Source organism: Pseudoalteromonas sp. THAF3 (genome assembly GCF_009363775.1).
In the GTDB taxonomy this organism is placed as follows: domain Bacteria; phylum Pseudomonadota; class Gammaproteobacteria; order Enterobacterales; family Alteromonadaceae; genus Pseudoalteromonas; species Pseudoalteromonas ruthenica.
The window spans coordinates 3,041,198-3,062,968 of record NZ_CP045418.1; the positions used below are offsets into that span (position 1 = coordinate 3,041,198).

Sequence of the window (21,771 nt, forward strand, 5' to 3'; positions counted from 1 at the left end):
AACATGGCTTACTGGTTATTAAAAACAGAGCCCGACGCGTTTTCGTTGGCAGACTTACAAGCCGCCGAAAACGGCACTACAGTATGGGATGGGGTACGCAATTACCAAGCCCGTAATTTTATCCGCGATGGCATGCAAGTGGGTGACAAGGTCTTTATCTATCACTCTAGTTGCAAGGTGCCCGCGATTGTCGGCATCGGTGAAGTAACGCGAGGCCCTTATGCCGATCCCACGCAGTTTGATGCCAGTAGTGATTATTATGACCCTAAGGCCACACCAGAGTCACCACGCTGGTTTAGTGTCGATGTGCAATACCGACAAAGCTTTAAGCAGCCGATAACCTTAAAAGCAATTAAGGCAGACCCCGCTATCGCCGAGCTGGCTTTAAAAAAGTCAGGGCGTTTATCGGTCATGCCGGTGAGCGAACAAGAATGGCAACACCTATGCGGCATTGCCAAACCGTAATCCAGCTGAGCCCTTAGTCACCGTCAATAAGATCGCCAAGGCCACCTAAGATAGAGCCTTCACCTTGGCGCGAACCGCCCGCTCTCGGGGCATGCTCTAGCACGCGGTCGGCAAGTCGGGAGAATGGTAAGCTTTGCACCCACACCGTGCCATGGCCTCGCAACGTGGCTAAAAATAGCCCCTCGCCGCCGAAGAACATTGACCTAAGTCCTTTCACGCGCTCAATATCAAAGTCGATATCGCCGCTAAAGCCGACTACACAACCGGTGTCTAAGCGCAGGGTTTCGCCATTTAGACGCTTCTCAACTACCGTGCCCCCGGCATGGGCAAAGGCCATACCATCACCTTTGAGGTGCTGTAAGATAAACCCTTCACCACCAAAAAAGCCTGCTCCTAGGCGGCGCTGAAAGGCGATATTCACCTCGGTGCCCATCGCCGCACACAGGAACGAATCCTTTTGCAAGTACACTTGCTCGCCTAGTTCGGCCATATTTAAAGGGATAATCGAGCCAGGGAAAGGCGCCGCGAAAGCCACACGCTTTTTGCCCTCTCCTTGGTTGGTAAAGTGGGTCATAAACAAGGACTCACCACTGATCATGCGCTTACCCGCACTGAACAGCTTACTCATAAAGCCCTGGTTTACCTGCGAGCCATCGCCCATTTTCGCCTCGTAGCTGATCCCTTCTTCGAGGTAGTTCATGGCGCCCGCTTCGGCAATAACGGTTTCACTGGGATCCAGTTCGACCTCCACCATTTGCATCGATTCGCCGATAATTTCGTAATCAATTTCATGACATTGCATTGCACTTTCTCCTTTGCATTAACTGCTTTAGCATGCCGCAAAATACCGCCTTATGCAGCCATGAAAATGTAAGTAAGTTTTACGCCAAGGCCATCTCTGGCACTTCATCGGGACAGACTAACTGACCTTGAGTTTTGGCTTTGATTTCTTCCACGCTCACACCCGGTGCGCGCTCTAGCAGATGAAAAGCTCCATCTTTTATTTCTAATAACGCTAAATCGGTGATCACCTTGTTTATACAACCTACACCGGTCAGGGGAAGTGCGCATTGCTTTAGCAATTTCGATTCACCATGCTTGCTGGCATGAGTCATGGTACAAATAATGTTTTTAGCACCGGCAACTAAGTCCATGGCACCACCCATGCCCTTAACCAACTTCTTGGGGATCATCCAGCTAGCAATATTGCCATTTTGGTCCACTTCAAAGGCTCCGAGCACGGTTAAATCGACATGGCCACCTCGGATCATGGCAAAACTTTCAGCGGAATTAAAAATAGCCGCGCCGATGCGCGCAGTCACCGTTTCTTTACCCGCGTTTATCATATCGGCATCGACCGTCTCTTCTGTTGGGTACTCACCCATTCCCAGTAAGCCATTTTCCGATTGCAGCATCACATCAATGCCTTGTGGCACAAAGTTGGCAACCAAGGTAGGAATACCTATGCCTAAGTTTACATAGTAGCCATCGCGTAATTCCTGAGCCACACGCTGCGCCATTTGTTCTCGCGTTAATGCCATGCTGTTATCCTCTTACCGTGCGTTTTTCAATGCGCTTTTCAAATTGCCCTTTGATCACCCGCTGCACATAAATACCTGGAGTGTGAATCTCACTGGGCTGCAGCTCACCCGGCTCAACAATTTCTTCCGCTTCAACCACAGTGATTTTACCTGCCGTTGCCGCCATAGGGTTGAAGTTCATCGCCGTATGGCGGTACACACAATTGCCATAGCGGTCTGCCTTCCATGCTTTAACAATGGCAAAATCACCGACAATACTCGGTTCAAGCACATAGTCACGGCCATTAAATTGCTTAATCTCTTTCCCTTCGGCCACTACAGTGCCCACCCCAGTGGCGGTGAAAAAGGCGGGAATGCCGGCGCCACCGGCGCGCATCTTCTCCGCTAGGGTGCCCTGCGGCGTTAATTCCACAGCCAATTCACCGCTGAGCAATTGCTGCTCGAACAGTGAATTCTCCCCCACATAGGAGGCCACCATTTTTTTAATTTGTCGGTCTTCTAGCAAAATACCCAAGCCAAAACCATCAATGCCACAGTTATTGGAAACCACAGTGAGTCCAGTTGTGCCTCTTTCTTTAATTGCTTTTATCAGGCCCTCGGGAATCCCACATAAACCAAAACCACCGGCAATCACGGTCATGTCATTTTCTAACCCTGCCATTGCTTCTTGGTAGCTGCTTACAACTTTATTAAAACCTGCCATGTGCTCTCCTATTGCGCGGTCCAACCGCCATCAAGGGCGATGGCTTGAGCGGTGATATTGCGCGCCGCGTCGGCCATTAAAAAATCAACGGTATGGGCTATTTCATCTAAACCAATAAAGGCCTTTTTCGGCATCGGCGCGAGCATAATGGTATCGATCACTTGCTGCTCGGAAATGCCATGTTGCTTAGCTTGGCTAGCGATCTGCGCCTCCACCAGCGGTGTTTTTACATAGGCAGGACAAATGGTGTTTACGGTAATATCCACATCTCCTGTTTCCAACGCCAGCACTTTGCCGAGGCCAATCAAACCATGCTTGGCAGCGACATACGCCGACTTATACTTGGACGCCACTTGAGCGTGAATAGAGCCAATATTAATGATGCGGCCAAAATTTTGTTCGCGCATTGCCGGCAACACCGCTTTGGTGAGCATCGCAGGGCCATTAAGCAGCACATCTTGCAGGAGCTGCCATTTATCTAAAGGGTAATCCTCTAAGCGCTCCACATGCTGAATGCCCGCATTATTAATTAGCACATCAATTGTTGGCTGACTGGCGATAAAGTGCTCTAACGCTGGCAAGTCTGCAACATTCAAAGCAAGTCCTTGGGCTCGAATGCCCTGCTCTTTGAGTCGATTAGCCTCAGTCTTTGCGCGTTCACCGTCCAGGTCGGTAAGTAATATTTCATGCCCTTGATTGCCGAGGTGTTCGGCTACGTAGCGACCAATGCCACTGGCCGCGCCGGTAATTAAAATTCGCTTATTCATGGTTACTCCGCTAAAAACTCGGCAATGACAGGCGCTTTTGTTTGAATCGAGAAAATACCGTCAAGGTGCCCCCAAATACCGTCTATTTCTTCTATTTTTACGTTCTTTCCTTGTGCTTTTAGCAATTGCGCAAACGCTCGTACTGGGCCGGGGCGCAGCAGTAAGTCATTGCTCGCCGGCATCAATAAGATATCTGCTTTGATTTTCTGTGCAGCGGCGCTTAAGTCTTCTTGCATACCGGCACTGTAGAGCTGAGAGGCGCGAACCAAGTACAAAATATGGTTAGCATCTTGGGTCTGAGCGCGGGCAGCGGCACGTTGATATAAGGTTTGGCTAATGGCCGGTAAAGTACGAATATCTTGCTTAGCACCTTCATCCTGCACTTTAAAATTAGGGAAGCTCGCTTGGTAAATTTTTGGATGCATGGCATCTTGGGTGATATTCAACATGGTGGCGGTCACCCCAGCGAGTGGGCGTTCTCCGTCGTAGTAATTGCCGTTGTTCCAATTGGCATCAAGGCGAATAGGCAATGCCCACTTCTCTAATGCAGGGACCGTCCAAGCATCCATTTTCGCAGCGCCAATGACATGCACCAACCGCTCGACCATATCGGGGTAGCGCACCGACCACTCTAAGGCTTGAAATGAGCCCATTGATGCACCTATAACGGCGTGTAATTTGTCGATTCCCAAGCTATCCAGCAGACGCTTTTGTACTTCCACAAAATCGCCAATGGTTACCACCGGGAAGTCTAAACCATAGGGTTTTCCGGTTTTAGGGTTGATAGACGCAGGACCGGTGGTGATCACCTGTTCGTTATGCCAATTGGCGTTTACCAAGGTGTCAGAGCTGATCACATAATATTTGTTGGTATCAATGGCCTTGCCTGGGCCAATAATCGCATCCCAATACCCGGGCTGGGCATCATCAACACTGTATTTACCCGCAGCATGAGACGTCCCGGAGAAAAAGTGGGTGATGAGAATAACGTTGTCTTTGGCTTCGTTAAGGGTGCCGTAGCTTTCCCAACCGACCTGCACCTTGGGCAGGGTCTCGCCCGATTCAGTGGTGTAGTTTGTAAAGGCAAAGCGCTGCTTTTCCACTAGCATAGGGTCGCTTTGCGCACTCGCCCAATGGCTCGCAATAATTAAAACAACGCCAATGACTTTTAGTATAGACATGGTGTTCACTCCTTAAAACAAGATAAATAAGGCCAGCGCTAGCGCCACGCCAATTAATGGGATCACCGCTGTCAGTGCCGCCATTGACCAGTACGCGCGTTGATGGGTTTCTTTACAAATTGCGCGGATGGTGGTGACCACATAGCCATTATGCGGCAGGGTATCGAGCGCCCCTGAACTGATTGCCACCACCCGGTGTAATTGTTCAGGATTGACCCCAGCATCAAGATAATGAGGAGCGACTAAAGGTAAGGCGATGGCCTGCCCACCGGAGGCGGAACCGGTGAGCCCAGCAATAACGCTCACTGCCACAGCTGCACCTAGTAACTCATTACCTGGCATATTAGTCATGACTTCGACCGCCAATTGGAAGGCCTCGGTGTTTTTCGCCACCGCACCAAAACCAACCACGGCACTGGTATTACCGATAGCCACCAGCGCGCCGGTCGTGCCTAGATTGATAGCACCGCTGAGATTGTGAAAGTGTTTAAAGTTGATAACCAGCAGTGCGAGTACACCGCCGAGTAATGCCACTATCAAGGCACTCTGCTGTAGGACATCGTGTAAGCTAAAAGACAGCGCGAGCACCACTAGCAAGGGAATAACACCGGTAATGGGGTGCGGATAGTCACGCTCTGGTATTTCCGGGTCATCATCACGACTTTCAAAGCGCTCGCCATTATTTACCGCTTTGGTGATCATCCGTTTCAGCCACCAGTAGCCAGTGATGGCCATAAACACGGCAATCACTAAACTGACTTCCCATGCGGCGTAGGGTGAGGTGCCGAGGTACTTAATGGGGATCCAGTTTTGGATCTCTGGTGAACCCGCCGAGGTCATGGTAAAGGTCACCGAGCCAAACGCGAGCGTAGCGGGAATAAAGCGTCGTGGTAAGTCGGCATCTTTAAACAAGCTAAGGGCCATTGGATAAACCGAAAAGGCGACGATAAATACACTGACACCACCATAGGTTAACACCGCACAGGCAATAACCACGGCCAAGACCGCGTGCTTCATACCCAGTTTATTCACTATGGCACGGGCAACGCTGTCGGCTGCACCGCTGTCTTCCATAAACTTACCGAATAACGAGCCCAGTAAGAACATGAAAAACCAGGCGCTTAAAAACCCTGCGAAGCCACCCATGTAGGTGCTGACAAAATCCAGCTCAACACCACTGCTAGGAAACAACGCCATATTGCCACTTAGAGCAACAAGCAGCGCACACAGAGGCGCGGCGATAAACAAGTTCATGCCACGCAAAGTCAGAATTATAAGTAAAACTAAGCCACCGATTAGGCCAACCATACTGAGCATAAATGCGCTCCTTCGTTATTATTTTTCTATTAACTGCATCCAGCATAGCACCTAGATGTGTTAACAAAGCTAGTCCCAGTCTGGCTAGAGTGTGCCATAAAATACATAGTACTAAGGTTATAGAAAGACGCCAGGCCTTGCTCTATAAGGGCTAGAAGCGCATTAGTACTAAGGTACTAACCCCAAGGAGATGTTTTTCCCCTACATTCACAGTTAATTGACATTTTGCCAACAACCCATAGGGTGAGCACAGCCACCCATAACGACAACAACAGGGGACACAGGATGAACACACTAACTTTAAGGCATTCAAGCATCGCCTTAGCCATTAGTACCGCACTCACGAGCACCGCAGCACTGGCTGGCGGTGGTGGCGAAAAAGCGGAGTTGGAACGCATTGAGGTGACTGCGCGTAAATCGGTGGAAAACTTACAAGAGGTGCCAGTGGCGGTTACCTCCATCGGTGAGACCGAGTTACTAGAAAACGGCATTTCGGTAATGACAGAAGTGCAACAATTCTCACCCAATACCACCTTACAAGCGAGTCGCGGCACTAACTCTACGATTACCGCATTTATTCGTGGCGTCGGCCAGCAAGACCCGCTGTGGGGTTATGAACCTGGGGTCGGTATTTATATCGATGACGTGTACGTGGCCCGCCCACAAGGCGCCGTTTTAGATCTCCTTGATGTACAACAAATTGAAGTATTACGCGGCCCCCAAGGCACACTTTACGGTAAAAATACCATTGGCGGAGCGATAAAATACGTTACCAAAGAAATGACTGGCGACATGACCTTTGATGTTGAAGGTACGGTAGGCAGCTATAATCAGCGCGACTTGAAGATCACCGGGCAACTGCCTTTAGTGGATGACACGCTTTATCTCGGCTATGGCTTTGCCACCTTAAACCGCGATGGTTTCGGGGAGTTCTTAACCTCAGCGCAGCCCGACCAAGACCGTGAGAACTACAATAAAGACCTAACCGCAGCTCGGGTGACCTTAGAGTATCGCCCTAGCGACGATTTGTTTTTCCGCCTCGCTTGGGATAAAACCGACGATGAGTCGAACTCCAAAGGGGGTTACCGCTTACTGCCAAGCTTGCTCACCGATGCTCCCGTGCCAGATAGCGTTTATGATTCTTACACCAGCTTACCAACATGGAATAAGGTTGAGTTAGAAGGTTACAGCCTTACCGCGCGCTGGTATCTCAATAACAACACTTCATTAAAGTATATTGGCGCGCAGCGCGATAGCTACTCGCCGACCAATATCGACTTTGATAATACCTCAGTGCGCATTTTTGACGTGCCGGCCATCTATGATGACGAGCAAACTACCCACGAATTGCAGCTCAATCACGAGGGCGACAATTACAAGCTTGTTTCCGGTCTCTATTACTTCGATGGTGAGTCTTGCGGGCAATTCCAGGCCATTTTGGAAGTACTCGGACAAAGCTTAGGAGCACCGGGGCTCACTCGTGAGGTGAGTGGTTGCAACAACTCCACTAGCAAAGCAGCTTATATTCAAGGCAGTGTGGATTTAAGTGAACAGTGGTCAATGACCCTCGGAGCGCGCTATACCCGCGACAGTAAAGAAGCCATTGTTAACAACGGCCTGGTGTTTGACACTGTGTACCCTGAGTCTGGCTGGATCCCCGGCTATGTGCGCCCAGAAGGTCAGTTGGTGCCGACAGTGCTCGATGATGACAAAGATTGGTCACGGTTTACTCCTCGGGTAGGTGTAGAGTATCAATACAATAACGATATTATGTTCTTTGCCAGCTATGCGCAGGGCTTTAAATCGGGCACCTTTAACCCGCGTGCCAGCACCGCCGAGCCAGCCGCCAACCCGGAGATTGTTGACTCCTTTGAGCTCGGTATGAAAAGCGAATGGAACAATAACCTGCGTGCCAATGTCACCTTATTCACCTTAGATCATGAAGATCGCCAATACATTTCGGTACTCCCAGGAGACACCTCTGCCGATTTAAATCAGCGCTTGGGAAATATTGGTAAATCGTCTGCAAACGGTGTGGAGCTAGAGCTTAACTATGTAGCCACCGATGCACTGAGTTTTGATGCCTCACTGGGCTATATTGATGCTGACTTTGAAGAAGTACTCGACACGGACCCAGAGACCGGTGAAGTGTTTGATAAGTCAGACCGCTTTAGTATTTCTAACACCCCAGACTTAACCTTTAATTTAGGCGCGACTTACCGCCTTTACAGCGAGCATGGCGACTGGGTCATAAACGGTAACTATTACCATCGTGGTGACTACGTACTGTTCGAAGAGGACAGCCTGCTAAGCCAAGACAGCTATGGCTTGCTCAACCTAAGCGTTAATTGGTATAGCCCAGACGGCCAGTGGCGAGTGGGTCTGCATGCTAAGAACTTAACTGACGAAGAGTACATGATTGGCGGCTATCAGTTTGTTACGCCTGATCCCACTGACCCCAGTGATGTGAGCAAATACACGCCAGGCTTAGGCGGTGATAATACACTGATCGGTTACTATGGTGACCCTCGCACTGTATCGTTAACCGTTGGCTATCGCTTCTAATGTTCAGCTAGTACAGGTGGCCGGCCTTCCCCCGGTCATGTGGCCACCTTTTTATTCTTAGTCACTCACCGTATGCTCTTGCTGCGGAAGGAAAAATCCCCTATAACGAGGAACACGGAGTTTATATAGGATGTCCAGTGTGCAAGCAATTATTGCCGATGACCACCCGTTATTTCGCAGCGCTTTAAAGCAAGCCGCAGCGCAAGCCATGGCTGATGAGCCCATTTTAGAGGCCAGCGACCTTGATGCACTGTTTAGCGCTTTAGCAGAGCACCCAGAAATAGAACTGGTGTTTCTGGATTTAACTATTCCCGGAGCCCAAGGCCTGGAGGGTCTTGCCCGGCTGCGTAATCAATACCCAGATATTTTGGTGATTATGGTTTCTGCCAACGAACAAGCACAGATTATTGAACAAGCCATGGCAATTGGTGCCAGTGCTTATATTCCCAAGTCATCGTCTTTGGATGTGATCAGTGAAGCTATTGCCCAAGTAATTGAGGGTGAAAACTGGCTGCCACCACAAGCCGACATTTGCACCGACAGTAATACCGAACAAGCCCAGTTTGCTCGTAACTTAGAGAAGCTAACCCCGCAACAGTATCGAGTATTGAGTATGATTGCCGATGGCATGCTGAATAAACAAATCGCCTATGCGATGTCGATTCAAGAAACCACCATCAAGCAACATGTCTCAGCAATCCTAAAAAAACTTAATGTGTACAATCGCACTCAAGCGGGTATCTTATTTAAGCAAATGGCCACTGTGGCAGATAATATGGAGAACTAATCATAGCGTAGTCGTCAGCTTCCATACTCTTTAAGCTGACGCACCGTTTCTTTAGTCATAATCTAAATGCGAGCTAATAAAGCGTAAAAAAATGACGCGAAATTATCCTCTGTAGCCATATCAAAATCCATTAAGCCTCCTCTTCCAATACAACCTTAACCCTATGTAAGGTATAGCAAGTTGGTTAAAGGTATAATACTTTTCAAGCAGAGCTATTTCGGCTTTAAGCGTTTCAGCATCCGTTTAAGCGCGGGCGTTTTCAGTGGTTTGTAAAGCAGTGGATAACCGCAGTCGCTCACTTGCTCACGAATATTCTCATCGTGATTAGCGGTGTTAATCACAATAGCCATAGTCGTTAAATTCAGCGCACTGATCACCTCTAAGCCGGTGACACCATCATCAAGTTGATAGTCAGCAATTAAAATATCGGCTTCGCTATGAGCTTGCACATCACGCAGCTGCGCTTGATTACGCGCCACTTGTACTTTGCAGCCCCAGTTCTCTAGCACTTGTGAGAGCGCACTGAGTACATTGTCATCATTATCTAACAACCAGATACGCAGCCCTTCAAGCTGGTTATCGACATGCCGCGTCTCTAATGGGGAGGAGGTCTCTTCGCTTGTTGACGCAAAACAAGGCAAAGTAAGGGTAAATTGCGTGCCCTTACCAAGTTGCGAGCCGAGCGTGAGGTTAATGGCTAATACCGAGCAAATGCGCTTACTAATAGCAAGGCCCAAGCCTAGCCCCTGCGCCTGCTCTTTGCCTTGCAGTTGTTTAAATTCCTCAAAAATAAGTTCTTGATCTTGCTGAGCAATACCGGAGCCAGTATCTTCCACCATAATCGACAGCTGGCCTTGATGACTTTCGCACAGTAACCGTATTTCACCCTGTTCAGTGTAACGAATGGCATTGCTAAGCAAATTACCCAATACCCGTTTAAGCAAGGCTTTATCGGTCTTTAGCATTACTTCAGCGCCTTGCACTTGAAAGGCGAGCCCTTTGTCTCGGGCTAGGGCACCGTATTCATTGGCCAAAGGTTGCAGCAAGCTCGAAAGAGAGAAATCACTACTATTAACCTTAAAAGAGCCGGACTCGAGCTTGGTTAGCTGCAATATGCTTGATAACAAGTCTTCCGCACTTGCCAATGAGCTGCGTATATTATTGGCCAGCTCGCTCAGCTCTGTATTGCTGGCTTTTTCACTCATCAACGAGCAGAACAAACTTGCGGCATTAAACGGTTGCAGCAAATCATGGCTGGCGGCAGCAAAGAAGCGCGTTTTGCTCTCGGTAGCTTGCTCGGCCTCGCGTTTTGCCTCTGCTAGGGCATGATTAGTCGCCACCAGTTGCTGGGTGCGCGCTGCAATTTTTTCTTCTAGATTTAAGTTGGCTTGCTCAAGCTCACGCTGCTGGTTTATAAAATCGGTAATATCGGTGTACGTGGTCACAAAGCCGCCACCGGGTAATGGGTTACCTTGCATTTCAAATACTCGTCCATCATTGTGCTGACGTCGATATTTGTAGGCGCTGCCGCGACGCAAGTGGGCTATGCGCTTCTCAACCTCAGTATCAATATCTTGATAGGCGAATAGTCCACGCTCGGCATTAAAACGGATCAACTCGGCAACCGGGCGACCAACGACCAGCGAGTCGTCAGGATACGAAAACATACTTTGATAACCTTGGTTCCATGCAACCAACTTAAGGTCACTATCAACCACACTGATCCCCTGCTCGATGTTTTCGATAGTCGCTTGCAGTAAATCACGGTTAAATCGCAATACTTGGGAAGCTTCGTCAACGAAATCGGCGACTTGCTCAAAAGGCTGACGTTTCTCATCCTTGGCCACATCGAGTATAAGCCGTGCTGATGCGCCTCCAACTAACGCCGACATTTCGCGTTCAACTCGTTGCTCAATGTGTTCTGGGGCTTGTTCTTTCCAGCGACTGGAGCTTGCAGGAAAATAATGACTCACCAGTGCTTTAGCTCGTTCTGGCTCACTAAAGCGCTGCAACAGCAGCGCCAAGTCTTGATAACTTAGGGCAATATGCCCGCTACGCTGTGGGCTTGCTGTGATGATAAATTTATTACTTTGTAAACGCTCGGCAAGCTGCGCTGAACTCAGTAAAGGCACACTAATGTATACCAGCGTATTCACCCCTAGAGATAACAATACCGCCTGGCTAAGCTCATCGAGCCCCAATGCAAATAAATCTCGCGGAGCCAACCACTCCATGCCCCAGGGCCCAGTTGATAGCCACAACGCCTCGCCAAACAATGCGGCGTACAAATTGGGTAACAGCAAGGTGTAAAACCAAATTGCAAAACCCGCGATAATCCCCCACTGCGCTCCACGACATGACGCTTTAGACCACCACAAGCCGATAATCATCGCTGGCGCAAACTGCGCAACGAGCGTGAATGACATCAGGCCCATATTGGCTAGAGTATTGCCCTCCGCCAATACTCGGTGACTGGCGTAGCTTAGTAATAACACCGCGACAATCACGGCCCGCCGTGCTTGCAGTAGCTTAAACTTCGAGAGACCGCGATGAGATGAACTTAGTTGTGAGCGCCGTAATAAGAATTGGTTGATGAAGTCATTGGTGATCATAATTGACAAAACAATGGTAGAGACAATCACCATACTGGTCGCAGCAGAAAACCCACCTAGAAAGGCCAGCAATGAGAAACTTGGCGACTGCACTGCAATAGGCAGTGCTAACACAAAGGTGTCATAGCCCACACTCTGGTCTTGAAAATAAACTAAGCCAGCGTAGGCGATGGGCAGAATAAACAGATTAATCAACAACAAATAAATCGGAAATAACCAGCGAGCAGTAACGAGTTGATGTTCGTTGTCGTGCTCAATAAAGGCGGTATGAAACTGACGAGGTAAGCACAGGGTCGCTAAAAAACCCAGACCTACATGTACCCAATACACGTAGGTGGGGCTTGCTGTCGCCGCAACCTGGGCTGAAATATCTTGCTGCTGAGCGGCCGAGTACAGGGCGTGTGGAGAATCGAAAATCTCAAAACAAATAAACAGCCCCACTCCTAAAAAAGCCAACAGTTTCACCACCGACTCAAAAGCAATAGAAGCCATCAACCCGGGGTTATGCTCACTGGGGCGTACCCGGCGAGCACCGAATAAGATGGCAAAAAGCGCCAACAAGGCGGTAATAAAGAAGGTGCTATCTTGCCAAAAATAACCGCCTTGTACCGGCCTATCGGTGAGCATAGCGATACTGGCACTGGTTGCGTTAAGTTGCAGCGCAATATAAGGCACGATGGCTATTACCGAGATCAATGACACTAACCCGGAGAGCTGCGACGACTGACCATAACGGGTGGCAAGAAAATCGGCCAAGGAAGTCAGCTGTTGCTGCCGACAAACATGAGCAATACGGCGGTAGATGGCCCAACCAAAGGTGAACAACAAAATGGTGCCGGCGTAGGTCGGTGCTAACCACCAACCATTGTTAGCGGCCTGAGCAGTGGTGCCATAAAAAGCCCAAGAGGTACAATACACCCCCAACGAAAGGCCATAAATCCAACCACTCGAGTGATTCTTTGTGTGCTTATCGGCATACCAAGCAACGGCAAAAAGCACGCCTAGGTAAGCCAAAGCAATCAGGCTAATAACACCAATCGAAAACATCAGAGATCATTTTTTATTATTTTCTGATAGCATAACGATATCTGCTTATAAAAACATCACTGACTTTAGTGCTACCCCTGCAGGCTACCCACCTAGCATCATGGATGTATGCAACTGAGAAATTATAATGATAAGAATACTGCTTTTATGCTGGCTACTAGCCTGCACTCTTACCCCTAATACGGCCTTAGCCAACTATCAGATAACGCCTGCAGCTGATTGGGTTGCCCCAGCTAAACTGCCCCCTTTGGTTGCAGAAACAATTCCCACAGAACAACTCTCTGATGGTACTTACTATCGCCTGTTGGAAGATCAGATTCAGGTCCCAGGCGATAACCCCAATGCCGTCAGCCACTACATCCGCTATGTTATGCACGCCACCAACCAAAGCGGTGTCGAGAACATCTCCCAGCTGAACTTAGATTATGATCCCAGCTACCAGCGTATTGAGCTCAACCACCTTCGAGTGATACGCGATGGGCAAGTAATAGATAAAATCCCTACAGCTCAATTAAAAGTGTTGCAGCGAGAAACTGAAGCGGAGCAACTAATTTATGATGGTACGCAAACACTGAATATTATTGTTGATGATGTGCGCCCAGGTGACTCTTTGGATTATGCTTTCACGCGCATTGGTCGTAATCCTATCTACCAAGGCCGCTTTAGCTATTCAGCGCAATTAGACTGGAGTGTGCCGGTCGCCGAGCAATATATCCGTATCGATTGGCAAAAACCGCAACCATTACATATTCAACAAAACAATGGCGATGCTCAGATAAACGTAACAGATACGGCGAACGGCAAAGAGTATAGTCTGTATATCGCTTCCCCAGACATGCAGCGCTATGACTCGCAAACACCGTTATGGCACGACCCTTATCATATGGTATTTTTTAGCGAGTTTAATCGTTGGCAAGAGGTCGTAGACTGGGCGTTGCCAATGTATCAGCAGGCGCTCTCCACAGGCGATGATATCACTGCCATTTCTGAACAAATACGCCAACAGCACCCTACTTTGCCAACGCAGATTGGTGCAGCATTAAAGTATACACAAGATGAAATTCGCTATTTAGGCTTGGAAATGGGCAGCAACTCTCACCTGCCAACCCCCGCCCAAGAAACTCTGCAAAACCGCTATGGCGATTGCAAAGACAAAACCGTACTATTAATAAGCATACTGCGCGCACTGGGAGTGGAGTCTCACCCTGCGCTTGTAAACACGCAATTAGATAAAGGCTTAGCCGAGACATCCCCCTCATCGGCACGCTTCAATCACGTTTTGGTTACGCTGGAGCACGATGACGAGCGCTACTGGCTTGACCCGACCACTAGTTATCAAACTGGTCCACTGCTAGCATTGAGTGAGCCCGACTTTGGTTATGCGTTAATCGTCAAACCCTCGCAAAATACTCTCACCAGCATGCACAAACCGGTAGAGCGTATTCACCGTGACATCACCGAGCGCTACGAGCTTCCTAATGCCAACGAACCATTGGCACTATTCAGTGTACAAAGCATATTCAGCGACGCCGATGCCATCAGTAAACGCCAAGAGCTGGCAACTACGGCATTGCAAACACTCCAAGAAAACTATACCAATTACTACCAAGACTACTTTGCTGGCACCCAGCACACCCGGCTACCGCAAGTTCGCGAGCACCCGCAAAAGGGAGCAATCGAAGTCACTGAATTTTATCAAATTGACGACTTTTGGAGTGATGAGGAGAATGGCCAGACAGCTTACTTTTACGCTGATGATATTCAAAATGCAATCTATCAACCCGATACTAAAACCCGTATCAGCCCGCTCTATCTGCAGCACCCTTATAACGTTAATTACACCATAGAGGTGAAGTTAAATGAGCGTGACTGGTACTTTAATAATAGTAAGAGCTCTATTGATAACCCTTATTTTTCATTGGCATCGCAAGTGCGCTTTAGCTCAAATACACTGACTCTTACATACCAGTTCCGCAGCAAAACAGACCATGTGCCAGTTGCAGAAATGCCGGCCTACCTTGACGCACGAGAGCAACTTCTCGATGCCACCCAATATGGTATCCGCCAAGCTTACAGCCATGTAAATGAAGCCGAGCAGGATAATTTCCTATTACTCGGCTACGCCGTTATAGGCTATTGCATTCTTGCTTTAGTTGTTATCACCGCCTTTGTAACCCTGTGGCGCGTTGAAGCAGGTAAGCGACCGACATTCTCCGAACAACGTTACTACCCTGTTTCGACTGTGAAATTTTGCCTTTACTCGCTGCTCACTTTTAATATCTTTCCTTTTTACTGGTGTTACAAAAACTGGCAATACATTAAGCAGCAGCATAATGAAGCGATGATGCCAATAGCCCGAGGGTTCTTCGCTTGGCTTTGGTACTACCCTCTGTATTTACGTTTTTATCAAGAGGGTAAAGAGCTGGGGACGCAGCAATACCTCCCACCAAAGTGGCTGGCGGCACTCTTTGCGATATTAGTGGTGGTACTGCATATCGCGACATCGTTAGATTTTTACGGCACGGTGTTCTATTTAGTGTGGCCGCTGCTGTGGTTACCCTTGGTAAATTACACGGCGCACATAAATCAGCATGACGATTCATTGCCTTACTATAGTCGCTGGCGGGTGCGTCAAGTTTTACTTGCTGTGGTACTGCTGCCCATACTCACCTTAGGTCTGGCGCAAGATATTGGTCTCACCGCCAATGTGGCGGTAGTTTCAGGAGATAAAGTATGGCAGCACGATAAGCGCTTTATGCTGCGTCATGAAGTTCTCAATCAAAATGAGCAACTGCTTTATTTTTACTCAGATGCCGCTTGGAATATCCGTGATGATGGTAATGGCATTACCGAGCAAGGCGTATTCAGTTATTACCGTGATCAAGGGCAGCTGCAAGTAGAACGTGCGGACTTTGGTGATATTGTTAATGTGCATACCGAGTTTGCTAACCAAGATGACGGCTACACCACTATTGATATAGAGCGCGCTGATGGCAGTAGCTTTCGGTTAATACTCTCTAGCGAAGAAAAAGGAGACAATAAGTTTGTTCAAGCGCTACAAACCCGTTGGCGACAACCTTTGGCTCAATAACGCGTCTTTCTGACTGCACCAGACACTTGTTGCGGGTACTTGCCCATAGCCGTTGAAAACTGCTGCTGTACTTGCACAAGTGTGTGTTCAATATCATCACTCACATAGATAGCCGGCATTATAACAAACTGCTTCTTGCTGTAGTCCAAAGCCATTGGCACCACAGGGACTTGCGCAGCATTGGCGATATGAATAAAACCGGTTTTCCAATTCGGCATGTGCTTACGTGTGCCCTCAGGAGCGAGTCCTAAAATCAATGCATCGGTCTCATCAAACAACGCCTTCACTTGCCCCACAACACCATTGGCTGCTCGCCTATCAACCGCTATCCCACCCCACTTACGTAGCAGTATACTTAGTGGCCAAATAAAGATGCTGTGCTTACCCAAGAAGCGAATACGCACTTGCAAGTGCATTTTCACTGCAATCGCTATAATAAAATCCCAATTCGATGTGTGCGGTGCAACCGCCGCCACAAACTTACTGTGCTCTGGAAACGCGCCTATAACCTGCCAACCAAACCAATTCAACACCTTGGAGCCAAGCCATTGACCAAAGCGACTGTGGGTACGAGGAATGCATGCGGGGATATTTATTTCATTCATAGCAAGGAATAACAGTCTAGTTATAATCTTAGACTGATGCTCAACGACTGTTTAGTCAACTTTTCTGTTAATGCTCCCTTGTAGGTTAGGCTTTAGCCTAACCATTTTGGGGAATTATTGACCGTGTACTAAGCCCCGATCTCTGGGATGTGACCGTCTTTGGCGGTTGCAAGGCTAAAGCCTTGCCTACAACAACACCCCCTGTAGGTTGGGCTTTAGCCTAACTATGTAAGATAGACAGGTAAGGAACACGGTTTTGGCTAGGCTCTGGCCTCTGGAATATGACCACCTTTGCCGGTTGCAAGGCTAAAGCCTTGCCTACAACACTTGTTTCTGTGGGTTGGGCTTTAGCCTAACCTACAACAACACCCAAATTTCAGGCATAAAAAAAGGTCGCCTAAGCGACCTTTTTCTCGAGAGTAGCTATTACTCTACGATTGATGCTACAACACCAGCACCAACTGTACGGCCACCTTCACGGATTGCGAAACGTAGACCTTCATCCATCGCGATTGGGCAGATTAGCTCTACTACCATCTTGATGTTGTCACCTGGCATTACCATTTCTACGCCTTCTGGTAGCTGGATGTCACCAGTTACGTCAGTTGTACGGAAGTAGAACTGTGGACGGTAGCCTTTGAAGAATGGCGTGTGACGACCACCTTCATCTTTAGACAGTACGTATACTTCTGCTTCGAACTTCGTGTGCGGAGTGATTGTGCCTGGAGCTGCTAGTACTTGACCACGCTCTACTTCGTCACGCTTAGTACCACGTAGTAGGGCACCAATGTTCTCACCTGCACGGCCTTCGTCTAGAAGCTTACGGAACATCTCAACACCTGTACACGTTGTCTTCGTAGTTTCTTTGATACCTACGATTTCAACTTCGTCGTTTACGTTGATGATACCCGCTTCTACACGACCAGTTACTACTGTACCACGACCCTGAATTGAGAATACGTCTTCGATAGGCATGATGAATGGCTTATCGATGTCACGCTCTGGCTCTGGGATGTAAGAATCTAGTGCTTCTGCAAGCTCTACAATCTTGTCTTCCCACTCTTTCTCGCCTTCTAGCGCTTTAAGAGCTGAACCTTGGATTAGTGGTAGGTCGTCACCTGGGAAGTCGTACTCTGAAAGTAGTTCACGTACTTCCATTTCTACTAGCTCTAGTAGCTCTTCGTCATCAACCATGTCACATTTGTTCATGAATACGATGATGTAAGGTACGCCAACCTGACGAGATAGTAGGATGTGCTCACGTGTCTGTGGCATAGGACCGTCAGTAGCCGCAACTACTAGGATCGCGCCGTCCATCTGTGCAGCACCTGTGATCATGTTTTTAACGTAGTCAGCGTGTCCTGGACAGTCAACGTGTGCATAGTGACGTGTCGGAGTATCGTACTCTACGTGTGAAGTTGCGATTGTGATACCACGCTCACGCTCTTCTGGAGCGTTATCGATTTGTGCGAAATCACGTGCTACACCACCGTATACTTTTGCTAGTACGTTAGTGATCGCTGCAGTTAGAGTTGTTTTACCGTGGTCAACGTGGCCGATTGTACCTACGTTTACGTGCGGTTTCGAACGTTCAAACTTTTCTTTTGCCATGACGGAACCTATAAGTTTTTGTGTATCTAGATTACATATCAAACGATCGACGCAAGCGCCGGTCAATTCAATTCTTCAATTATTGAATATTTTTTAGACAAATCAAAGGGAGTAATTCAGGAAAAGTCAGGGACTGGTGCTGATAGGCAGATTTGAACTGCCGACCTCACCCTTACCAAGGGTGCGCTCTACCAACTGAGCTATATCAGCACACCAGAAAAACTGGAGCGGGCAGCGGGAATCGAACCCGCATCATCAGCTTGGAAGGCTGAGGTAATAGCCATTATACGATGCCCGCTTTTAGGAACCTGTTCTTAACTACCTCTAACCGTCAAGAATAAAAGTGGTGGAGGGAGCTGGATTCGAACCAGCGAAGGCAATGCCGTCAGATTTACAGTCTGATCCCTTTGGCCGCTCGGGAACCCCTCCACGCTAAAATTCTTTCTAAAGCCTTTCCAAGTTGAGGAAAATGGTGCCGACTATCCGAGTCGAACGGATGACCTACTGATTACAAGTCAGTTGCTCTACCAACTGAGCTAAGTCGGCACTGCTTTAGTACGGGGCGAGATTCTAAGGCATGGTTTTGAGTGATGCAACTATAAAATCAAAAAAAGTTACGGTTTCGTGCTTAAACGTTCAATATTCGCGCAGAACTGCGGGTTTTTAAACAGTTTGCGCACCAATTCGCCACTTAAGTAAGCCTTCAAAAACAAAATGCGGCCGATACACACTTGCCCTCAGGTGGTTATGTAACGCTAAACCATCACCGCCGGTTATATATAACTGCGCCTGGTCGCCATGACAATAATGTGAAAGAACATACTCCACTGCTCCCAAAGCACTGAGCAAGGCACCATTTTTTACTGCGCTGGGTGTCGAGCGCCCAGGACTGATATGGCGACGTAAGCCATCAACACTGAACACCTTCTGTGCGCGACTAACAATACTGTGCTCGGTAAGATCGAGGCCAGGCAAGATATAGCCACCTAAATGTTGGTGTTCACTGTTTACCACATCAATCGTCAGTGCTGTGCCCGCATCCACAATCACGGTCTCGCCTTGTGGGTTTTCACTGTAGCCAGCAATCACCGCCAACCAGCGGTCAATTCCCAAGGTATTGGGGTTTTCATAAGCGCACTGCAACTGCTGCCAATGGCCACTCACGCGAGCATAGTGCACTTGCTTACCTTGCGCTGCCGCTAATGCCAGCACCTGAGTGAGCGCACTGGATTCAGCAACAGCCGATACCAACACCTCCTCCACGTGTGACCAAGGTACTTCTTGCAGCCCCACAGCACTGAGCTCACTTTGCTCTGTGGCCAACATTAGCTTTACTGCCGAATTACCAGCATCTACTAGTAGTTTCATGTCGTCGCTCGCAAACTGATTTCGCCACCAAAATAGCGCTTACTCTGGCCATCAACACGGATCACCACCGCGCCCTGTTCATCAATGCCCTCACATATTCCGCGCCAATGGTTGTTGCCAGAACTCAACTCCACACATTGACCGGCAAACGCATGCACATCATTCCATTGCTGATGCATATGCGTTAACCCCTGACGCTGATACTGATATAAGCGCTTTTGTAAGAAGCAAGTCAACGCCGCCACTAGTTGGTTTTTGTCTAATTCGGTCGTAAATTCGTTAAGGTCACACCAAGGTTGGTCGATATGCTGAGCCGCATTGTCGGGCATACTGACATTCAAGCCGATGCCAATCACCAAGTGACAGGGCCCCTCGGCGGTGCCGTCAAGCTCCACCAATACCCCGGCTAATTTTCGCCCAGCGACCAACACGTCATTCGGCCACTTTAACTGTACTTCTAAGCCATAAAGCGCTTTTAAACAGTCATAAATGGCTAAACCAACGGCAATAGACAGCCCCATTGCAGCGTGCATGCCATCGTCTAAGCGCCAGTAGTAACTGTAATATAAATTCGCCGCAAAGGGCGATTGCCACACTCTACCGCGACGCCCTTTGCCTTGGCGCTGCATTTCCGCCACTAACACCGTATCAGGCTCAAGGTTATTCGCCTGGATACGGCGCATAAGCTCACTGTTGGTGGAATCGATAATCGGTTGTACTTCGAAGCGCCCCGCCTGCCCTTGTAATTGCTCATACACCTCGGTAATTGCTGGTTGAGATAGTAAGCTTAATGGTCGGCTAATACGGTAACCCTTACCATTGACCTTATAAATGTCGATGCCCATTTTTTGCAGCGAGTGAATATGTTTGGCAACCGCTGCGCGGCTAATGCCCAGTTCGTCCCCCAGCACTTGACCAGACAAAAAGCGTCCTTGATTGAGACGCTCCAATATAGCCAGTTTATTGCCATCAGGCGCTTTCATTGTAAGCCTCCACATGGATTTCACCTTGCGCGCCCAGCAATCGCACTTCATGCTCCAAAGCAATACCAAATTGCGCCAAGATAGTACGCTGAATATGCTTAATCATTGCCATAAGTTGCTCTGCGGTGCCCGTGCCACGATTCACCAAAACCAAAGCTTGCTTATCGTGTACAGCAATATCACCAATGCAGTAACCCTTTAACCCTGCTTGTTCAATGAGCCAACCCGCCGCTACTTTTTGGAACTCGTTGTCCACATCGTAACAGGGCATATGGGGGTCGCGTTGTCGAAGACTAGCCACTTGTTGGCGCGGCAAAATTGGGTTTTTAAAAAAGCTGCCTGAATTAGCTAGTTGATATGGGTCAGGGAGTTTACTTTGGCGTACAGCGACCACCTGCTCAAAAATTTGTTGCGCTGCGGGTTGATGCAGCTCTTGCAGTGGCCCATAACTGGTGTTTGCCTGCCACGCTTTCGGTAACCGCAAACCCACCCGAGTAATAATAAAACGCTCTTTTAAGGCATGCTTAAATATCGAATCGCGATAGCCAAACTCACACTCCTCAGCACGCAAAGTGTGAAAGCAACCCTTAGTAATATCGTAACCTTGCACGTAATCTACAAACTTTGCCAATTCAACACCATAGGCCCCAATATTCTGCACAGGTGCTGCGCCCACGGTCCCGGGGATCAGTGCTAAGTTTTCTAACCCTGGCATTGCCAAGGCTAAACTTTGCTGCACCAGCTGATGCCAGTTTTCACCTGCTTCACAATGCAGTAGCCACGCGTCGCTATGCTCTTCTATTACCAAGCCTTTGTTGGCAATTAACACCACGCTCCCCTGATACGGGGCCGTAAAAATAGTATTGCTGCCCTCACCCAGCACGCAAAACGGCTGCGTAAAATCAATATCATGCAGCTGCTCAGGATCTTCGACAATCAACAGTTGTTGGCACTGAGCCGCAAGGGCAAAAGTATGAAGGCTTTGTAATGCAGGCAAAAGGCACTCTCTTGTCATTAATTTATTACTTAAGGCAAAGCTAGTGTAACCCAAGGAGCTCGTCTGACATAGCTGTCAGTGCTGGTTGAGATCTGGTATAACGAGTTCTTCTTATTTCGCTCGTTCTGAGG

16 protein-coding genes and 4 tRNA genes are annotated in these 21,771 nt (G+C 48.5%); 4 read left to right on the top strand and 16 right to left on the bottom strand.

Annotated elements, in window-relative coordinates; all coding sequences use genetic code 11:
• Window positions 1-3: 3 nt before the first annotated feature.
• On the top strand, window positions 4-465 hold the full coding sequence (locus FIU82_RS14260) for an EVE domain-containing protein (RefSeq protein ID WP_138508900.1): 462 nt from the start codon (window positions 4-6) through the stop codon (window positions 463-465).
• 13 nt (window positions 466-478) lie between these two features.
• Here FIU82_RS14260 and FIU82_RS14265 read toward each other — a convergent pair whose 3' ends face one another.
• From FIU82_RS14265 to FIU82_RS14290, 6 genes are all read right to left on the bottom strand, one after another.
• Window positions 479-1,267 (bottom strand): TIGR00266 family protein, encoded by a 789-nt coding sequence (locus FIU82_RS14265; RefSeq protein ID WP_045979791.1) that lies wholly within the window; start codon window positions 1,265-1,267, stop codon window positions 479-481.
• A gap of 79 nt (window positions 1,268-1,346) precedes the next feature.
• Complete coding sequence (locus tag FIU82_RS14270) at window positions 1,347-2,006, bottom strand: 3-oxoacid CoA-transferase subunit B (protein WP_138508899.1); 660 nt, start codon at window positions 2,004-2,006, stop codon at window positions 1,347-1,349.
• 4 nt (window positions 2,007-2,010) lie between these two features.
• Window positions 2,011-2,709: a CoA transferase subunit A gene (locus FIU82_RS14275; protein ID WP_138508898.1), complete on the bottom strand. Its 699-nt coding sequence runs from the start codon at window positions 2,707-2,709 to the stop codon at window positions 2,011-2,013.
• Window positions 2,710-2,717: 8 nt separating this feature from the next.
• A complete protein-coding gene (locus FIU82_RS14280; RefSeq protein ID WP_045979789.1) occupies window positions 2,718-3,476 on the bottom strand; it encodes a 3-hydroxybutyrate dehydrogenase in 759 nt (252 codons plus the stop codon).
• A gap of 2 nt (window positions 3,477-3,478) precedes the next feature.
• The gene (locus FIU82_RS14285) at window positions 3,479-4,657 is read right to left on the bottom strand and encodes a homoserine O-acetyltransferase (RefSeq protein WP_152441343.1); all 1,179 of its coding nucleotides are present in this window, start codon (window positions 4,655-4,657) and stop codon (window positions 3,479-3,481) included.
• A gap of 12 nt (window positions 4,658-4,669) precedes the next feature.
• On the bottom strand, window positions 4,670-5,974 hold the full coding sequence (locus FIU82_RS14290) for a GntP family permease (RefSeq protein ID WP_022944328.1): 1,305 nt from the start codon (window positions 5,972-5,974) through the stop codon (window positions 4,670-4,672).
• A gap of 285 nt (window positions 5,975-6,259) precedes the next feature.
• Between FIU82_RS14290 and FIU82_RS14295 the strand changes: the two genes are divergently transcribed.
• Together FIU82_RS14295 and FIU82_RS14300 are read left to right on the top strand one after the other, a co-directional pair.
• The gene (locus FIU82_RS14295; protein ID WP_151173576.1) at window positions 6,260-8,539 is read left to right on the top strand and encodes a TonB-dependent receptor; all 2,280 of its coding nucleotides are present in this window, start codon (window positions 6,260-6,262) and stop codon (window positions 8,537-8,539) included.
• A gap of 130 nt (window positions 8,540-8,669) precedes the next feature.
• Entirely contained in the window at window positions 8,670-9,326 is a 657-nt protein-coding gene (locus tag FIU82_RS14300) for a response regulator transcription factor (RefSeq protein ID WP_151173577.1), read from the top strand.
• A gap of 212 nt (window positions 9,327-9,538) precedes the next feature.
• Here FIU82_RS14300 and FIU82_RS14305 read toward each other — a convergent pair whose 3' ends face one another.
• Window positions 9,539-12,985, bottom strand: coding sequence for a PAS domain-containing hybrid sensor histidine kinase/response regulator (locus FIU82_RS14305; protein WP_152441344.1), 3,447 nt, complete (start codon window positions 12,983-12,985; stop codon window positions 9,539-9,541).
• Between the two features lie 127 nt (window positions 12,986-13,112).
• Here FIU82_RS14305 and FIU82_RS14310 point away from each other — a divergent pair, with 127 nt between their 5' ends.
• Window positions 13,113-16,076 (top strand): DUF3857 domain-containing transglutaminase family protein, encoded by a 2,964-nt coding sequence (locus FIU82_RS14310; RefSeq protein WP_152441345.1) that lies wholly within the window; start codon window positions 13,113-13,115, stop codon window positions 16,074-16,076.
• Here FIU82_RS14310 and FIU82_RS14315 read toward each other — a convergent pair.
• From FIU82_RS14315 to murB, 9 genes are all read right to left on the bottom strand, one after another.
• On the bottom strand, window positions 16,070-16,681 hold the full coding sequence (locus FIU82_RS14315) for a 1-acyl-sn-glycerol-3-phosphate acyltransferase (protein WP_152441346.1): 612 nt from the start codon (window positions 16,679-16,681) through the stop codon (window positions 16,070-16,072). The genes FIU82_RS14310 and FIU82_RS14315 overlap by 7 nt on opposite strands.
• 426 nt (window positions 16,682-17,107) lie before the next feature.
• Window positions 17,108-18,292: an elongation factor Tu gene (gene tuf / locus FIU82_RS14320; RefSeq protein ID WP_022946954.1), complete on the bottom strand. Its 1,185-nt coding sequence runs from the start codon at window positions 18,290-18,292 to the stop codon at window positions 17,108-17,110.
• A gap of 134 nt (window positions 18,293-18,426) precedes the next feature.
• Window positions 18,427-18,502: transfer RNA gene (locus FIU82_RS14325), tRNA-Thr, on the bottom strand.
• Window positions 18,503-18,515: 13 nt separating this feature from the next.
• A tRNA-Gly gene (locus tag FIU82_RS14330) sits at window positions 18,516-18,590 on the bottom strand.
• 46 nt (window positions 18,591-18,636) lie between these two features.
• Window positions 18,637-18,721: transfer RNA gene (locus FIU82_RS14335), tRNA-Tyr, on the bottom strand.
• 41 nt (window positions 18,722-18,762) lie between these two features.
• Window positions 18,763-18,838 (bottom strand) — tRNA-Thr (locus FIU82_RS14340).
• 117 nt (window positions 18,839-18,955) lie between these two features.
• On the bottom strand, window positions 18,956-19,660 hold the full coding sequence (locus FIU82_RS14345) for a type III pantothenate kinase (protein WP_045979360.1): 705 nt from the start codon (window positions 19,658-19,660) through the stop codon (window positions 18,956-18,958).
• Entirely contained in the window at window positions 19,657-20,643 is a 987-nt protein-coding gene (gene birA / locus FIU82_RS14350; protein WP_152441347.1) for a bifunctional biotin--[acetyl-CoA-carboxylase] ligase/biotin operon repressor BirA, read from the bottom strand. Before birA ends, FIU82_RS14345 begins: the two co-directional genes overlap by 4 nt.
• Complete coding sequence (gene murB, locus FIU82_RS14355; RefSeq protein WP_152441348.1) at window positions 20,630-21,658, bottom strand: UDP-N-acetylmuramate dehydrogenase; 1,029 nt, start codon at window positions 21,656-21,658, stop codon at window positions 20,630-20,632. The genes birA and murB overlap by 14 nt, the downstream gene beginning before the upstream one ends.
• Window positions 21,659-21,771: the final 113 nt, after the last annotated feature.

Excerpts from the sequence above, each read along its gene's own strand:
- FIU82_RS14275 (WP_138508898.1), bottom strand. The coding sequence starts at position 2,709 with ATGGCAGGTTTTAATAAAGTTGTAAGCAGCTACCAAGAAGCAATGGCA.
- FIU82_RS14290 (WP_022944328.1), bottom strand. The coding sequence starts at position 5,974 with ATGCTCAGTATGGTTGGCCTAATCGGTGGCTTAGTTTTACTTATAATT.
- FIU82_RS14265 (WP_045979791.1), bottom strand. The coding sequence starts at position 1,267 with ATGCAATGTCATGAAATTGATTACGAAATTATCGGCGAATCGATGCAA.
- FIU82_RS14295 (WP_151173576.1), top strand. The coding sequence starts at position 6,260 with ATGAACACACTAACTTTAAGGCATTCAAGCATCGCCTTAGCCATTAGT.
- FIU82_RS14315 (WP_152441346.1), bottom strand. The coding sequence starts at position 16,681 with ATGAATGAAATAAATATCCCCGCATGCATTCCTCGTACCCACAGTCGC.
- FIU82_RS14345 (WP_045979360.1), bottom strand. The coding sequence starts at position 19,660 with ATGAAACTACTAGTAGATGCTGGTAATTCGGCAGTAAAGCTAATGTTG.
- birA (WP_152441347.1), bottom strand. The coding sequence starts at position 20,643 with ATGAAAGCGCCTGATGGCAATAAACTGGCTATATTGGAGCGTCTCAAT.
- FIU82_RS14305 (WP_152441344.1), bottom strand. The coding sequence starts at position 12,985 with ATGTTTTCGATTGGTGTTATTAGCCTGATTGCTTTGGCTTACCTAGGC.
- murB (WP_152441348.1), bottom strand. The coding sequence starts at position 21,658 with ATGACAAGAGAGTGCCTTTTGCCTGCATTACAAAGCCTTCATACTTTT.
- FIU82_RS14270 (WP_138508899.1), bottom strand. The coding sequence starts at position 2,006 with ATGGCATTAACGCGAGAACAAATGGCGCAGCGTGTGGCTCAGGAATTA.
- FIU82_RS14285 (WP_152441343.1), bottom strand. The coding sequence starts at position 4,657 with ATGTCTATACTAAAAGTCATTGGCGTTGTTTTAATTATTGCGAGCCAT.
- FIU82_RS14280 (WP_045979789.1), bottom strand. The coding sequence starts at position 3,476 with ATGAATAAGCGAATTTTAATTACCGGCGCGGCCAGTGGCATTGGTCGC.
- tuf (WP_022946954.1), bottom strand. The coding sequence starts at position 18,292 with ATGGCAAAAGAAAAGTTTGAACGTTCGAAACCGCACGTAAACGTAGGT.
- FIU82_RS14300 (WP_151173577.1), top strand. The coding sequence starts at position 8,670 with ATGTCCAGTGTGCAAGCAATTATTGCCGATGACCACCCGTTATTTCGC.
- FIU82_RS14260 (WP_138508900.1), top strand. The coding sequence starts at position 4 with ATGGCTTACTGGTTATTAAAAACAGAGCCCGACGCGTTTTCGTTGGCA.
- FIU82_RS14310 (WP_152441345.1), top strand. The coding sequence starts at position 13,113 with ATGATAAGAATACTGCTTTTATGCTGGCTACTAGCCTGCACTCTTACC.